A 15,103-nucleotide genomic window follows, 5' to 3' on the forward strand; every position below is an offset into this window, starting at 1 on the left:
ACATCACCTGCAGAAGTCAGTCCAAACTGCCACGTCGGCAGGATGATGGCTCTGTGTCGCTTGCAACGGAGCGGACAGCTTCCGTTTTCTCACGCACTCGACGGCATTGTACCGTGACGTGGCTGTCACGGGACGGGGACGTTTTGTGCGCTCCGCGGCCACACGCTTTGCGCGAGGCCCGGAAAAGGGCAGGGGAAAGTGTAACATTGCGTGCGGGCTTGCGGGCGAAAAACGAGGATCGGCCGCCAGCCTGACACAGAGCCGTTGAGACGGTTGTCGCATGATCGCGACCACCGCAGGGTCTCTGTGTCAGTCCCGAAAGGGGCAGTGTTTGAGTGAACCGGCATGCAGGCGGCTCATGAGGATGTCGCTGGCTTTGCCAGAGCGGGGAATGATCGGGCGGCTGTCAACGAATGACCGCCCGAGGAAATGAAAGGCGGCATTATGCAGATGAATTCGATGACGACGGGTGCGCTGGATAACGGGGAAGCTGCACCGCAGTCTTTCGGTTCCATTCACCTGAGTGCAACGGAAGAAAAGGGCGAGATGAAGCATGGCGTTCTCTTCGACCGCGTAAGCGCGCGTCTGAAGGCACAAGTTGGTCCTGACGTCTATGCAAGCTGGTTTGCACGGCTCAAGCTTCATTCGGTTTCCAAGAGTGTCGTCCGTCTCACCGTTCCCACGACCTTTCTGAAGTCGTGGATCAACAACCGGTATCTCGATCTCATTGTCGGGCTGTTTCAGGCCGAAGATCCTGAAATCCTGAAGGTCGAGATCCTTGTGCGCACGGCAACGCGCACCGGCGTGAAGGCGGTCGACGAGGCGGTCGCCATCGAGCCGGCTGCCCAGCCCACCCAGCTTCGTCGTCCGGCATCTGCCCAGCCGGCGGGGCATATCGTCCAGCAGGCCGTTTCGGCCGCCGCTGCGGCGCGCCCGGCAAGTGTCGGTTCGCCGCTCTTTGGCTCGCCGCTGGATTCTCGCTTCACCTTCGACACCTTCGTTGAGGGCAGCTCCAACCGCGTGGCGCTTGCCGCCGCGAAAACCATTGCGGAAGCAGGTCAGGGCGCTGTGCGCTTCAACCCGCTCTTCGTCCATGCGACCGTCGGTCTCGGCAAGACCCATCTGCTGCAGGCGATCGCCAATGCTGCGGTGCAGAACCCACGTGGCCTGCGCGTCGTCTATCTGACGGCCGAATACTTCATGTGGCGTTTCGCGACGGCGATCCGTGACAATGACGCGCTGACGTTGAAGGATTCGCTGCGCAACATCGACCTTCTGATCATCGACGACATGCAGTTCCTGCAGGGCAAGATGATCCAGCACGAGTTCTGCCACCTGCTGAACATGCTGCTCGACAGCGCCAAGCAGGTCGTCGTCGCAGCCGACCGAGCGCCGTGGGAACTGGAATCGCTCGATCCGCGCGTCCGTTCGCGACTGCAGGGCGGCGTTGCGATCGAACTTGATGGTCCCGACTACGAGATGCGTCTCGAAATCCTGAATCGTCGTCTCGCGGCGGCCCGTCTGGAGGATCCGTCACTGGAGATCCCGACCGACCTGTTGCAGCACGTTGCCCGCAACATCACGGCAAGCGGCCGCGAACTGGAAGGCGCCTTCAACCAGTTGATCTTCCGTCGCTCCTTCGAGCCGAACCTGTCGATCGAGCGCGTGGATGAGCTGCTGGCCCATCTCGTCGGTTCCGGCGAGCCGCGTCGTGTGCGTATCGAGGATATCCAGCGCATCGTCGCACGTCACTACAACGTCTCGCGCCAGGAACTGGTCTCGAACCGCCGCACGCGTGTCATCGTCAAACCGCGCCAGATCGCCATGTATCTGTCGAAGACGCTGACGCCACGCTCTTTCCCGGAGATCGGTCGCCGCTTCGGCGGACGCGATCACACGACGGTTTTGCACGCCGTGCGCAAGATCGAGGAACTGATCTCGGGAGACACGAAGCTGTCGCATGAGATCGAGCTATTGAAGCGTCTCATCAACGAATAAGCGGTGCACAGCCACCACGTTTCAACAGCCGGGAGCAATCCCGGCTGTTTTCTTTTATGAGCATTTTATTCTATACACCCGCGAGTGAGAAAAATGCGCCGGTGACGAACGTCGGCGTTCGGGAGGACATCAATGAGTTTTGAACGGATTGCCGTGATCGGCCTTGGCAAGGTCGGGCGGCTGGCGGCAACGCTTTTGCATGAGGGTGGCTTTGAGGTTGTCGGTGTCGATGCACAACTGCCCACGGGCGAATTGCCCTTCCAATGCCGGGCTGGCGATATCACCGACGTCTCCGTCATCGGAGAGCTGCTGTCGAGCGTCGAGGCGGTGCTGTCCTGCCTGCCATATCATCTCAACATCGAGCTGGCACGGGCGGCCCATCTCGCCGGCATCCACTACTTCGATCTGACCGAGGATGTGCCGACCACCAATTTCATTATCGAACTATCCAAGACCGCCCGCGGCCTGATGGCGCCGCAATGCGGTCTGGCGCCCGGCTTCGTCGGTATCGTCGGCTCAAGCCTTGCCGATGGCTTTGATCGCTGCCGCTCGATCCGCATGCGTGTCGGCGCCCTGCCGCAGCACCCGACCGGACTTCTGGGCTATGCCTTCAACTGGTCGCCGGAAGGCGTGGTCAATGAATATCTGAACGATTGCGAAGTCATCGAGGGCGGCGTGCGTAAGCTCGTCTCGCCGATGGAATGGCACGAAACGATCTATGTCGGCGGCGTCAAGCTGGAGGCCTTCACCACCTCGGGCGGCCTCGGGACCATGTGCGACACCATGCTCGGCAAGGTCGATAACCTCGATTACAAGACGATGCGTTATCCCGGCCATATGGAGCTGATGAACTTCTTCTTCCATGAGCTTCTGATGCGTGAGAAGCGCCAGCTCGCCGGCGAAATCCTGACCAACGCCAAGCCGCCTGTCGATGACGACGTCGTCTACGTCCATGTCGCGGCCGAAGGCACGATCAACGGCTCCTTGCGCCGGAAGGAATTTGTCCGCGCTTATTATCCGATCGAGATTGCAGGAGCCCGGCGTACCGCGATCGCCTGGACGACGTCGGCCTCGGTGGTTGCCGTCATCGAAATGGTCCGCGACGGTCTGCTGCCGGCGAGCGGCTTCCTGCATCAGGAGCATATTCCGCTCGAGATGTTCCTGAAGACGCCGACCGGCAGCCTTTTCAAGGCAGGTGCTACCAGCCGCGATTAGGTTTTCGCTTCTGAAAGCAACCAGCGCCGGAACGCCGCAACCGCCGGCCGTTCCAGCGCTGTGCCTGGATAGACGAGATGGTAGGCAAGTTTGCTTGTCAGCCCCAGTGGAAACGGCGCGATGAGCCTTCCCTCGGCAAGTTCCTTCTCAATGAAGGAGCGGCGCATCAGCGCCACGCCGAAGCCTGATTTCATCGCATCGAAGGCGCCATTGCCGTCGCTGAAGATCGGGCCGCGGGAGGCATCCACCTTGGTGGCGCCCGCCGCGGCCAGCCAGAGCTGCCAGTCGCGGCGGTAGACGTCGTGGATGAGCTGGTATGCCGAAAGCTGATCGGGCGAGGGATTTTCGCCGAGGGTCGCAGCGATCGCCGGCGTGCAGACCGGCACCAGTTCGTCATCCACCAGCCGCTCGCTGATCAATCCCTCATAACCGCCAAGCCCGTGGCGGATGGCGAGATCGATCCCATCGCGCTCGAAATCGAACATGCGATGGGACGCACTGATGCGGACATCGATATCAGGATGTATGTCCTCGAAGCGCTGCAGGCGCGGCAAAAGCCAGTGTGTTGCAAAACCTGCCGTACAGGTCAGCGCCAGCGCATTGCCCCGCCGCCGTGCCGTCAGTGATGCCGTCGCTTCGCGCACGAGCTGGAAGGCCGTGCGCAATGTCGCGAAATAGTCCCGGCCTTCCGGCGTCAACAGAATCTGCCGTGTACGCCGCTCGAACAGCGATACGCCGAGCGAGGCTTCGAGATCGCGGACCTGCAGGCTGACAGCGCCAGGCGTGACGTGGAGCTCGCGCGCCGCCTGCGTCATGCTCAGATGACGCGCCGTGGCCTCAAAGGCGCGCAGGGCCGACAATGACGGCAAAGGATCTGTCATGCTTTAGCTCAGCTCAATCATGCGAGCAGAAATGCTCGTTTGTCAGGCGGTAAGGAATACTAATAAAAACCGGTAGATCTGGCAAATCCACGCAGATGAGCCGGAGAAAACACTTTAGCAGAACTCGGCGAGGAGATTGTCATGTCCGTCCAGAAGACCATGGGAGCCGCAGAATGGGCCATGCTGATCGTGCTGTCGCTTCTCTGGGGTGGCTCCTTCTTCTTCAACGGCATTCTCGTGAAGGCGCTGCCGCCGTTCACAATCGTGACCGGGCGTGTCCTGCTTGCCGCCATCGCACTTAATCTGATCGTGCGCGCCATGGGCCATACCATGCCGCGTGACAGGCAGAGCTGGATCGCCTTTTTCGGCATGGGGCTTCTCAACAATATGATTCCCTTCTGTCTCATCGTCTGGGGCCAGACACATATTGCGAGCGGTCTTGCCTCGATCCTCAACGCCACGACACCACTCTTTGCCGTACTCGTTGCTCATGTCCTGACGGCGGATGAAAAGCTGACGGCAAACCGTCTCTTCGGCGTGATCGTCGGCTTTGCAGGCGTTGCTTACATGATCGGCTTTGACGCGTTGAAGGATCTCGGCTCGAACGTGCTTGCCCAACTCGCAGTTCTCGGTGCTGCTTTCTCCTATTCGCTGGCCGGCATCTGGGGACGGCGATTCCGCCGGATGGGCCTTGCGCCGCTTATTCCGGCCGCCGGGCAAGTGACTGCATCCACCGTTCTGATGCTGCCGATCGCGCTGATTGTCGACCAGCCCTGGACGCTCGCCATGCCCTCCGCTGAGACCTGGCTGGCGCTATCAGGACTTGCGATCCTCTCGACGGCCGTGGCCTATGTGCTGTTCTTCCGCATACTGGCAACGGCAGGCGCCACCAATCTGATGCTGGTGACCTTCCTGATCCCCGTTAGCGCGATCCTGCTTGGCGCCGCAGCACTCGGTGAGCAGTTGCAGCTCAAACATCTGGTGGGCATGGCTTTGATCGCGGTCGGCCTTGCCGCAATCGATGGAAGGCTCGTCAATTTTGCAAGGAGACGGGCTGCTTGAGGCGGACCTGAAGCGATTCGGGAAAAAGTGTGAGCGGCAGGTTTGCGCCCGGAACTGAGTGAAGCAAGGGAGATAGAGCTTAGCCTTGTTTCGAAGAACAATAGGAATGCTCTAGCAGGCGAGGTCCGCCACGACGGAATCAAGGATCAGCATGCCTGCCGGCGTGCAGCGCAGGCGGGAATTGCCGATCCGCTCAATGAAGCCGTGTTCCAGTAAAAATTCCTCGCGTTTCGGATCGGGATCGCGGCCAGAAAGCTGCTGCCAGCGGGCAAGATCGACACCTTCCTTCAGGCGCAGTCCCATCAGCAGCAATTCATCGGCCTGCTCATCGAAACCGAGGCGCTCGTGCTCGGTGATACCATGGCCGTCGCGTTCGACGAGGTCCAGCCAGGCTTCAGGCTTGCGCTCCGTAGCGGTCGCGACCTTCTCTGCGCCCCGCGACAGGCGACCATGCGCGCCAGGGCCGATGCCGGCATAGTCGCCATAGCGCCAGTAGGTGAGGTTATGGCGGCTCTCCGCACCCGGCCGGGCATGATTGGATACTTCATAGGCCGGCAATCCTTCGCGCTCGGTGATCTCCTGCGTGGCTTCATAGAGAGCAGCGGACTGGTCCCCATCCGGCACGATCAGCTTTCCGGCCTTATGCAGCCCGTAGAAGGGCGTGCCTTCCTCGATGGTGAGCTGATAGAGCGAGAGATGGTCCACGGCATAGGAGATGGCTTCCTTGAGCTCGCGATCCCACTCCTCGACCGTCTGGTTCGGCCGTGCATAGATCAGGTCGAAAGACATACGCGGGAAGATGTCGCGTGCGAGTCTGATCGCCTTCAGCGCGTCTGCGACGTCATGCAGCCGCCCAAGGAATTTGAGGTCGCGATCATTCAGTGCCTGTACGCCGAGTGAGACGCGGTTCACACCGGCGGCGCGGTAGCCGCGGAAACGGTCTGCTTCGACGCTGGAAGGATTGGCCTCCATCGTGATCTCGATACCGTCAGGCACATTCCAGTGCCGCGCAATGCCGTCGAGGATCGCATCGACTGTTTCCGGCTTCATCAGCGACGGCGTGCCGCCTCCGAGGAAGATGCTGGTTACCGTCTTCGGCCCGCTCATCAGGCGGGCATTTGTGATCTCTTTCAGGAAAGCGGCGACATAGCGCTCCTGATCGACCGGCTGATGCCGGACATGGCTGTTGAAATCGCAATAGGGGCACTTCGCCGCGCAGAAAGGCCAATGCACATAGACCCCGAAACCGGGCTCGCCGGTATCGGGCAGAAGCTTTGCATCGCGCGTCAGCGCAGACGGTTCGATCATGTTCAAGGCTCGGCCTATGCTTCCAGGCAGGTTTCGACGAAGAGCTTGAAGGCGCGGGCGCGATGCGAGAGAGCCTGCGGCTTGCCGATGTTCCAGCCGTGTTTTTCTTCCGCACTCATCTCGCCGAAGGTCACATCATAATCTTCAGGCTGGAAGATCGGATCATAGCCGAAACCTTGCGTCCCGCGCGGCGGCCAGACGACTTTACCTTCCACTTCGCCGCGGAAAAGCTCCGTGTGACCATCCGGCCATGCAAGGCAGAGCACGCTGACAAAACGGGCAGAGCGCTGCTCGGGCTTGGTGGCGCCGGCCTTTTCCAATGCCTTCTCGACCTTCTCCATGGCCATGAAGAAATCGCGGGTGCCGTTGCCGGTTTCAGCCCAGTCGGCGGTGTAGACGCCGGGATCGCCGCCAAGCGCATCGACGACGAGGCCGGAATCGTCGGAAAGCGCCGGCATTCCGGAGGCTTGAGCCGAGGCAAGTGCCTTGATCGTGGCATTTTCCTCGAAGGTCGTCCCGGTTTCCTCGGGTTCGATGAAATTGAGTTCGGCGGCCGATTTGGCGGTGAAACCAAGCGGACCGATCAGATCCTGGATCTCGCGGATCTTGCCTTGGTTGTGGCTGGCGACGACAATAGTTTTGGTTTCGAGCTTACGCATAAAATATCCTTACCCCATGCCCCAGATTTTGGCCTCCGCGCATTCCAGGCTATTGCCTGAAGGGTCGCGGAAATAAATCGATCGGCCGCCCTGCGGCCATTGAACCTCGGATTCGATGCCGATGCCGGCAGCTTTCAGCTTTTGCACCATCGCATCGAGATTGTCTCCCGAAACCCTGAAGCAGGCATGGCCCCTTCCGATAGTGCCATGCGGCGGAACCTGCAGGCTGTCCGGTGCAGGCGGCTTCACCGTTTCCTCCGGGTTGAAGATCAGGAGCACGCCTGGTCCGCAGCGGAAGAACACATGACGGTTGCCAGACCGTGCGATCTTCTCAAGGCCCAGCACATCCTCGTAAAAGGCTTCTGTCGCATCGAGATCATTTGCGTAGAGCGCAGTTTCAAGAACGCCTTCGATGGGTTGTGCCATTGCCCGCCCCTTTTGAGGCCTTGCCCCCGTAAGCAGGGACGAGGAAATTCACTGGCGAGGCTTGAATGAAAGCCTCAGGCGATGGCTTGCTTCTGTAGGTCCACCAGCTCGGCAATGCCCGCCTTGGCGAGACCCATCAGCGAGGAGAACTCCTCTTCGCTGAAAGGCGTGCCTTCCGCCGTACCCTGGATCTCGACGATGCCGCCGGCGCCTGTCATGACGAAATTGGCGTCGGTCTCGGCCGAGGAATCCTCGAGATAGTCTAGGTCGATGACCGGCTGGTTGGCGAAGATGCCGCAGGAGATCGCCGCGACATGGTCCTTCAGCACGCGGTCGGCCTTGATCATGTTGCGGGTTTCCATCCAGCGCAGGCAATCGTAAAGCGCAATCCAGCCGCCGGTGATCGAGGCCGTGCGCGTGCCGCCGTCGGCCTGGATGACGTCGCAGTCGAGCGTGATCTGCCGTTCGCCGAGGGCAGTAAGATCGACCACGGCACGCAGCGAGCGGCCGATCAGGCGCTGGATCTCTTGCGTGCGGCCGCCCTGTTTGCCGGCTGCGGCTTCGCGCTTCATTCGCTCGCCTGTCGCGCGCGGCAGCATGCCATACTCGGCTGTGACCCAGCCCTTGCCGGTGTTGCGCAGCCACGGCGGCGTCTTGTCTTCCAGGCTCGCCGTACAGAGTACGTGCGTATCGCCGAACTTTACCAGGCAGGAGCCTTCAGCATGCTTGGAAAAATTGCGCTCGAAGGAGACCTTGCGCATCTGGTCGGTTTTTCTGCCTGAAGGCCGCATTCTCTTCTCCTGAAACATGATGCCGAAAACGTGAGCGCTTTCAGGCAATGTCTGTGCATGCATTGTATCGTCGCCCGCTTCTACGATTGGCTGCGTGCATTTGCAAATTCCCTTTTGCCACGGGGGGCAGATTGGCTATATTTCCCTGATATCATTCAGTGCGGGTGCGAAAAGTTCATGAGCTACAGGTCGACATCAATTTCGGATGCCGTGGCTGCGCTGGATGAACGATCGAAGGAAATCTTCCGGCGCATCGTCGAAGGCTATCTGGAGCACGGTGAGCCGCTCGGCTCCCGCAATCTTTCGCGTCTTCTGCCGATGTCTCTGTCGCCTGCCTCCGTTCGCAATGTCATGAGCGATCTGGAAGAGCTTGGTCTCATCTATTCGCCGCATGTCAGCGCCGGGCGCCTGCCGACGCAGATCGGGCTGCGCTTCTTCGTCGATGCCTTTATGCAGGTCGGTGACCTCTCGGCAGAAGAACGTGCCAGCATCGACCGCCAGGTGCGGGCTGGAAGCCGCGACAATCCGGTGGAATCGATGATGAATGAGGCGAGTCGCATGCTCTCGGGCATTTCGCGCGGCGCCGGCCTTGTCATCACCTCAAAGAGCGACCCGGTTCTGAAACATGTCGAGTTCATCCGCCTGGAACCTACCAAGGCGCTGGCTGTTCTTGTCGGTGACCATGATCAGGTGGAAAACCGCATTATAGAACTGCCCGCAGGTGTTACCTCGTCGCAACTCACCGAGGCTGCCAATTTCCTCAATGCACACATGACCGGGCAGACGCTGCCGGAATTGCGCTTGCAATTGAGCCAGCTGAAAGATGAAGTTCGCCATGAGCTCGACGCACTGTCGCGCGACCTCGTGGAGCGCGGCGTCGCCGTGTGGGCCGGCAACTCGGACGAGACGAAGCCGGCACAGCTCATCATCCGCGGCCGAGCAAACCTGCTGGAAGGCGTAGGCGGCGCGGAAGACCTCGACCGGCTGCGCCTGCTATTCGATGATCTGGAGAAGAAGGACAGCTTGATCGAGCTCCTGAACCTTGCCGAAAGCGGGCCGGGCGTACGCATTTTCATCGGTTCGGAAAACAAGCTTTTCTCACTTTCCGGCTCCTCGCTCATTGTGGCGCCCTATCGCGATGACGACGACCGCATCGTTGGCGCGGTAGGGGTGATCGGTCCCACGCGGCTCAATTATTCCCGCATCGTGCCGATGGTGGACTATACCGCGCAGCTCGTGTCGCGCCTTTCGCGCGGATCTCTCTGATCCCTTGCGCAAAACAGGCGGAATTTTAGCTTCTTCGTAACGCAGACTTGATTTTTTCCGGCCAAACATCGATATCGGGCGCATCTGAGAATACACGAACCGGAGACCGTCATGACTGATGAAACGACGAAGAACGGACCTGACGCGGCTGCGGCGGAAGCCACAGCCGACGCCGCCGCAAACGTCGAGAATGAAGCCGTGAAGGAAGCAGCCGCAGGCGAACCGGATGCGCTTGAGCTTCTGAAGGCCGAGAATACGGAATTGCGCGACCGCTACCTGCGGCTCGCTGCCGAAATGGATAATCTGCGCCGCCGCACGGAGCGCGAGGTCAAGGACGCCAAGTCCTATTCCGTCGCAGGCTTCGCCCGCGACATGCTGGCCGTCTCGGACAATCTGCGCCGTGCGATCGATGCCATTCCGCCGGAAGCCAGGGCTGCCGCCGACGCTGGCCTGATGACATTGATCGAAGGTGTCGAGATGACCGAGCGCTCCATGCTCTCGGCTCTCGAGCGCCACGGCGTTCGCAAGCTGGAGCCGGTCGGCCAGAAGTTCGACCCGAACTTCCATCAGGCGATGTTCGAAGTGCCGAATACCGAAGTGCCGAACAATACGGTGGTACAGGTCGTACAGGCCGGTTTCAGCATTGGTGAACGCGTCTTGCGCCCGGCCATGGTCGGCGTCGCCAAGGGTGGTCCGAAACTCGTCGAAGCCGAGGCCAACTCGGTGCTGGACGAGAAGGACGCCTGAGACAGCAAGAATGCCTGACAATTGAAAAAGGCCGCGTCAGCGGCCTTTTTGGTTTTTGTATCACCCTTGCGAACTAGATGCGCCCGAAACGCTCGATCAGCAGATCGAAGAAACCGTCGGAATCCACGTAGCGCATGACCTTTGCATTACGCTTTCGGTCGGTCACATGCCACCAGTCGACGACGGTCATGCCGACCGTCAGTTCGGATGTGACTTCGATCTCGACATTGCAGTCCCGGCCCTTGAAGAGGTCCGGTTTCAGCAGATAGGCGACGGTCGTCGGATCATGCAGCGGACCGCCGTCCGAGCCGTATTTTTCGATGTCGAAGCGCTCGAAGAATTCCAGCATCTCGACCATCGCCTTGGCAGGCGCGGTGCCGATATCGGCCATGCGCTTCACCCGGTCCTTGCGGGTCAGCAACTGGTGCGTCACATCGAGCGGCATCATGACGACCGGCACGCCCGAGCGGAACACGATATCGGCGGCTTCCGGATCGACATAGATGTTGAATTCAGCAGCCGGCGTGATGTTGCCGCCTTCGAAGAAGCCGCCGCCCATCATGACGAGTTCGCGGATGCGCGGTACGATATCCGGCGCCTTCTGGAAAGCCAGGCCGATATTGGTCAGCGGACCGAGCGTACAGAGCGTGACGGTGCCTTCCGGCTCGCGTCGCAGCGTTTCGATGATGAAGTCGACCGAATGCTGCGCCTGCAGCGGCATCGTGGGCTCTGGAAGCGTAGGGCCATCGAGGCCTGTCTTGCCATGCACGTGCTCGGCGGTGACGAGCTTGCGGGCGATCGGTCGGTCGGCGCCGGCAAAGACCTTGATATCGGTCCGCTCGCACAATTCGCAGATGATGCGCGCGTTGCGGCTGGTGAACGACAGCGGCACATTGCCGGCAACGGTGGTGATGCCCAACACCTCAAGCTCTTCAGGGCTACCGAAGGCCAGCATGATCGCGGCGGCATCGTCCTGGCCGGGGTCGGTGTCGATAATGATTTTTCTCGGTTCTGCCATCCGAATCGTTCCATCCTCTGGTGCGCGACGCCTGGCATGCACCTTTTCATTGTCTTTACGCTCCCGTCGCAAATCAACACAGCGCGCCGGAGCATGTTTTGATGCGGGGCGCTGCGCCCTTTGTCAAGGAAGCGATCAAAATGCGGGAGGCCCGGCCGGCGGCCGTCATGCCTTGCAGCAGGCAAGCGTCGTCCCCATATTGGCGATACCCGGATGCTGCATGTGAGGTCCGGGAAGGTCGCTTGCATCAAGGACTTTGGAAGATGAGCCGCATTACCCCTTTCGCCAGCCCGCTGCTTTTGGGCTTCGATGCCATGGAAAAGACGCTCGAGCGGATTTCCAAGGCCAGCGACGGTTATCCGCCCTACAATATCGAACGCATCGCCGCCGGTCACGACGCGCCCGAGCGGCTTCGCATCACGCTTGCAGTCGCCGGTTTCAGCGAAGAAGAGCTTGATGTGTCAATTGAGGAAAACCAGCTTCTAATCCGCGGCCGCCAGGTCGATCAGGGCGAGCGCGATTACCTCTATCGCGGCATTGCCGCCAGACAGTTCCAGCGCACCTTCGTTCTCGCCGATGGCATGCAGGTCTTGGGCGCAATCCTTAAGAACGGCTTGCTTTCGGTTGATCTAATTCGCCCGGAACCGGCGCGTATGGTCAAGAAAATTAACATTTCGGTTTCACAGTAGCACAACGGTTTGTTGAACCGTTGGTCCCTTCTCTCGGAGGAACAGGAATGTTGATGAAAGAAGCCACGTCGCGTCTGACCAAGTCTGAACTTGCCGGTATCGGCAATGGCGAGGTCGCCTATATCCGCAAAATTCGCAATGAAGAGGTCTCCAAATGCTTCCCCGAGGCTCCGGATATCGATCCGAGCGTTGATCTCTGGGCACTGTTTGGTGCCGATGGTACGCCGATCCTGCTGACCGACAATCGCTCCAGCACCTTCTTCAAGGCAGCTGAAGACGAACTGAAAACGGTCAGCCTGCATTGATCGAAACCGGCCCGCCGAGCACGGCTGGCCGCCGAATGCATGTGTGAAGATCGTAATGGGCGATGCAAGGGACTGACGTCAGTCCCTTGCCCATACGCTAGCTGCTTTGCAGCATTTCCCTATTCTCGAAAAATTCCACTCAGCGGCAACGCCGTCGAAATTGATCCGTCTACGCGGGTTAGACGCGCTTGAAGGTGAGATAGGCCGAAGAACGGCCCTCACGACGGGCCTTGGCTTCATAGCGGGTGCTCGGCCAGCCCTCATAGGGCGTCAGCCAGTCAGCCGCATTCTGCGCCATCCATTCGAAGCCGCCATGGTCGCGGCATTTCAGGAGCGTCCAGTTCACATAGGTGTCGATGTCGGAGGCAAAGCAGAACAGCCCGCCCGGCTTCAGCACGCGATGAAAACGGTCGAGATTGGTCTTGGAGACGAAGCGTCGCTTCCAGTGTTTCCGTTTCGGCCAGGGGTCCGGATAGAGCAGGTCGATCTGGTCGAGGCAATGATCGGGAAGCCAGTCGAGGAGCTGTGTGGCGTCGTCGTTGTAGACGCGCACGTTGCGGGCACCGGTCTCATCGACGCGTGCAAGCAGCTTCTGCATGGAATTGATGAAGGGCTCGACGCCGATAAAGCCCGTCGAAGGCGTTTCCAGCGCGCGGTGGATCAAATGCTCGCCACCGCCGAAGCCGATCTCCAGCCGCAATCTTTCGATCCCATCGGGGAAAAGCGCTTTCAGCGGCTCCGGTGGAGCCGCCGAGAGATCGACGATGAATGCCGGGAGCAGGGTAGAGAGCCTTTCGGCCTGTTGCTCGCGCAGAGCCTTTCCCTTGCGGCGACCGAAAAAGGCTTCGGTCGCCCGACCCCGGCGTTCCATGTCCGTCATGCAGCAGCCTTGGTCTTGACGGCTTCCTTGAGCGCCTTCACGAGGTCCGTGCGCTCCCAGGAGAACGAGCCGTCGCGACCGGCCTTGCGGCCGAAGTGACCGTAAGCCGACGTCTTCGCATAAATCGGCTTGTTGAGGTCAAGGTGACGGCGGATGCCCGACGGCGAAAGGTCCATGTTCTGGCGGATCGCCGCCTCGACCTGATCCTCGGAAACGCCCTTGCCCGTGCCATGCAGGTCGACATAGATCGACAGCGGCTGCGCGACGCCGATGGCGTAGGAGAGCTGGATCGTGCAGCGGTCGGCGAGACCGGCGGCAACGACGTTCTTGGCGAGATAGCGGGCAGCATAGGCAGCCGAACGGTCGACCTTCGTCGTGTCCTTGCCGGAGAATGCGCCACCGCCGTGGGGAGCCGCACCGCCGTAGGTGTCGACGATGATCTTGCGGCCGGTCAGGCCGGCGTCACCGTCAGGGCCGCCGATGACGAACTTGCCGGTGGGGTTGATGTACCACTTGCAATCGTCGGCGATCTTCAGGTCGCCGAGGGCTTCGCGGATATAGGGCTCAACGACGCTGCGAACCTTCTTCGAGTCCCAGCTGTCGTCAAGATGCTGGGTGGAAAGAACGATCGAAGTGGCTTCTGCGGGCTTGCCGTCGACATAGCGCACGGTCACCTGGCTCTTGGCATCGGGGCCGAGCTTGGCAACTTCGCCTTCGCCCTTCTTGCGCGCGGTAGCAAGCAGCTGCAGGATCTTGTGAGAATAGTAGATCGGCGCCGGCATGAGGTCAGGCGTTTCCTTGCAGGCGTAGCCGAACATGATGCCCTGGTCGCCGGCACCTTCATCGCCCTGCTGGTCGGCGGCGCTGTCGACGCCCTGGGCAATGTCGGCCGACTGCGAATGCAGGAGCACGTCGATCTTGGCCTTCTTCCAGTGGAAGCCGTCCTGCTCGTAGCCGATGTCCTTGATGGCGCGACGGGCCGCAGCCTTGAACTTCGAAGGGTTGATGACGTCGTTGCCGTCCTTATCCTTCTTCATCAGGCTCGGCGGCAGGCGAACTTCACCAGCGATGACGACGCGGTTGGTGGTCGCCAGAGTTTCGCAGGCAATGCGCACGCCCCACGGATTGATGCCGGTCTTTGCCGCTTCGCGGTAGACCAGATCGACGATCTCGTCGGAGATGCGGTCACACACCTTGTCCGGGTGACCTTCGGCAACAGATTCGCTGGTAAAGAAATAGTTCGCGCGCATTCCGGGATTCCCCTCAAAGAATAAAAGCGGTCTAGTAGGTACTCACTTCGTGCTCTGATGACAAGCACAGAAGGACATAAATATATCTTTATATCTGCGGCGAAATGACAAATTTTGCCCCAAAAACGCAAAAAGGCGGCCTTTTGAGCCGCCTTAAGCTTTCCGAGCGTGGAGACGCTCAGTCGGAATCGGCTTCCGCCGCAAGTGCCTTCACCAGTTCGACGACTTTGCGACGAACCTTGGGATCGGTGATCTTCACAAATGCGCGGTTGAGCTGGAGTCCTTCCGAAGAGGAGAGGAAATCCACGACATAGTTCGAGCTCGAGGTTTCCGCCATACCGGTCAAGGCACCGGAATGTTCACCGGGAGCGTCTTCGAAGAAGAAGGAAACCGGAACGTTGAGGATGCTCGAAATGTTCTGCAGGCGGCTGGCGCCAACGCGGTTGGTGCCCTTCTCGTATTTCTGGATTTGCTGAAAGGTGATGCCGAGGCTTTCGCCGAGCTTCTCCTGGCTCATGCCTAACATGGTACGGCGAAGTCGAATGCGGCTACCGACATGGATGTCGATAGGATTCGGCTTCTTCTTATTTTCAATCATGGTCGTGCCC

The 15,103-nt window shown here is 60.1% G+C and carries 16 protein-coding genes; 7 read left to right on the forward strand and 9 right to left on the reverse strand.

Features of this window, described 5'->3' with window-relative positions:
• Positions 1 to 444: 444 nt before the first annotated feature.
• Entirely contained in the window at positions 445 to 1,998 is a 1,554-nt protein-coding gene (dnaA, locus tag AC1DF8_RS05815; protein ID WP_112542001.1) for a chromosomal replication initiator protein DnaA, read from the forward strand.
• Positions 1,999 to 2,130: 132 nt separating this feature from the next.
• The gene (locus AC1DF8_RS05820) at positions 2,131 to 3,213 is read left to right on the forward strand and encodes a saccharopine dehydrogenase family protein (RefSeq protein ID WP_112541839.1); all 1,083 of its coding nucleotides are present in this window, start codon (positions 2,131 to 2,133) and stop codon (positions 3,211 to 3,213) included.
• On the opposite strand, the gene gcvA is transcribed toward AC1DF8_RS05820, so the two are convergent.
• Positions 3,210 to 4,094 carry a transcriptional regulator GcvA gene (gcvA, locus tag AC1DF8_RS05825; protein ID WP_477995230.1) on the reverse strand — a complete coding sequence of 295 codons (885 nt, stop codon included), beginning with the start codon at positions 4,092 to 4,094 and terminating at the stop codon, positions 3,210 to 3,212. The genes AC1DF8_RS05820 and gcvA overlap by 4 nt on opposite strands.
• Before the next feature lie 141 nt (positions 4,095 to 4,235).
• On the opposite strand from gcvA, the gene AC1DF8_RS05830 reads away from it, so the two are divergent.
• Positions 4,236 to 5,156 carry a DMT family transporter gene (locus AC1DF8_RS05830; RefSeq protein WP_477995232.1) on the forward strand — a complete coding sequence of 307 codons (921 nt, stop codon included), beginning with the start codon at positions 4,236 to 4,238 and terminating at the stop codon, positions 5,154 to 5,156.
• 111 nt (positions 5,157 to 5,267) lie between these two features.
• Here AC1DF8_RS05830 and hemW read toward each other — a convergent pair whose 3' ends face one another.
• The 4 genes from hemW to rph all read right to left on the reverse strand — a co-directional run bounded on the left by hemW (position 5,268) and on the right by rph (position 8,340).
• Positions 5,268 to 6,464 carry a radical SAM family heme chaperone HemW gene (gene hemW, locus AC1DF8_RS05835; RefSeq protein WP_112541836.1) on the reverse strand — a complete coding sequence of 399 codons (1,197 nt, stop codon included), beginning with the start codon at positions 6,462 to 6,464 and terminating at the stop codon, positions 5,268 to 5,270.
• Between the two features lie 14 nt (positions 6,465 to 6,478).
• Positions 6,479 to 7,123 carry an RdgB/HAM1 family non-canonical purine NTP pyrophosphatase gene (rdgB, locus tag AC1DF8_RS05840; RefSeq protein WP_112970013.1) on the reverse strand — a complete coding sequence of 215 codons (645 nt, stop codon included), beginning with the start codon at positions 7,121 to 7,123 and terminating at the stop codon, positions 6,479 to 6,481.
• 9 nt (positions 7,124 to 7,132) lie between these two features.
• Positions 7,133 to 7,549 (reverse strand): VOC family protein, encoded by a 417-nt coding sequence (locus AC1DF8_RS05845; protein ID WP_113114724.1) that lies wholly within the window; start codon positions 7,547 to 7,549, stop codon positions 7,133 to 7,135.
• Between the two features lie 74 nt (positions 7,550 to 7,623).
• A complete protein-coding gene (rph, locus tag AC1DF8_RS05850; protein ID WP_113114723.1) occupies positions 7,624 to 8,340 on the reverse strand; it encodes a ribonuclease PH in 717 nt (238 codons plus the stop codon).
• A gap of 177 nt (positions 8,341 to 8,517) precedes the next feature.
• On the opposite strand from rph, the gene hrcA reads away from it, so the two are divergent.
• Together hrcA and grpE are read left to right on the forward strand one after the other, a co-directional pair.
• Positions 8,518 to 9,606 carry a heat-inducible transcriptional repressor HrcA gene (gene hrcA, locus AC1DF8_RS05855; protein ID WP_112541832.1) on the forward strand — a complete coding sequence of 363 codons (1,089 nt, stop codon included), beginning with the start codon at positions 8,518 to 8,520 and terminating at the stop codon, positions 9,604 to 9,606.
• A gap of 111 nt (positions 9,607 to 9,717) precedes the next feature.
• Positions 9,718 to 10,353, forward strand: coding sequence for a nucleotide exchange factor GrpE (gene grpE / locus AC1DF8_RS05860; RefSeq protein ID WP_112541831.1), 636 nt, complete (start codon positions 9,718 to 9,720; stop codon positions 10,351 to 10,353).
• Between the two features lie 73 nt (positions 10,354 to 10,426).
• Here the strand turns inward: grpE and AC1DF8_RS05865 are convergent, their stop codons facing one another.
• Positions 10,427 to 11,371: a nucleoside hydrolase gene (locus AC1DF8_RS05865; RefSeq protein ID WP_113207070.1), complete on the reverse strand. Its 945-nt coding sequence runs from the start codon at positions 11,369 to 11,371 to the stop codon at positions 10,427 to 10,429.
• A 263-nt stretch (positions 11,372 to 11,634) separates the two neighbouring features.
• On the opposite strand from AC1DF8_RS05865, the gene AC1DF8_RS05870 reads away from it, so the two are divergent.
• Together AC1DF8_RS05870 and AC1DF8_RS05875 are read left to right on the forward strand one after the other, a co-directional pair.
• Positions 11,635 to 12,060 carry an Hsp20 family protein gene (locus tag AC1DF8_RS05870; RefSeq protein ID WP_112541829.1) on the forward strand — a complete coding sequence of 142 codons (426 nt, stop codon included), beginning with the start codon at positions 11,635 to 11,637 and terminating at the stop codon, positions 12,058 to 12,060.
• Between the two features lie 47 nt (positions 12,061 to 12,107).
• Positions 12,108 to 12,365 carry a BQ00720 family protein gene (locus AC1DF8_RS05875; protein WP_112541828.1) on the forward strand — a complete coding sequence of 86 codons (258 nt, stop codon included), beginning with the start codon at positions 12,108 to 12,110 and terminating at the stop codon, positions 12,363 to 12,365.
• 178 nt (positions 12,366 to 12,543) lie between these two features.
• Here AC1DF8_RS05875 and trmB read toward each other — a convergent pair whose 3' ends face one another.
• The 3 genes from trmB to AC1DF8_RS05890 form a co-directional block, all read right to left on the reverse strand.
• A complete protein-coding gene (trmB, locus tag AC1DF8_RS05880; protein ID WP_113211290.1) occupies positions 12,544 to 13,245 on the reverse strand; it encodes a tRNA (guanine(46)-N(7))-methyltransferase TrmB in 702 nt (233 codons plus the stop codon).
• The gene (gene metK / locus AC1DF8_RS05885) at positions 13,242 to 14,495 is read right to left on the reverse strand and encodes a methionine adenosyltransferase (RefSeq protein ID WP_477995238.1); all 1,254 of its coding nucleotides are present in this window, start codon (positions 14,493 to 14,495) and stop codon (positions 13,242 to 13,244) included. Before metK ends, trmB begins: the two co-directional genes overlap by 4 nt.
• A gap of 178 nt (positions 14,496 to 14,673) precedes the next feature.
• Positions 14,674 to 15,093: a helix-turn-helix domain-containing protein gene (locus AC1DF8_RS05890; protein WP_112541825.1), complete on the reverse strand. Its 420-nt coding sequence runs from the start codon at positions 15,091 to 15,093 to the stop codon at positions 14,674 to 14,676.
• Between the last annotated feature and the right edge of the window lie 10 nt (positions 15,094 to 15,103).

The sequence above is a fragment of the Rhizobium sp. 05N49 genome, from assembly GCF_056396805.1.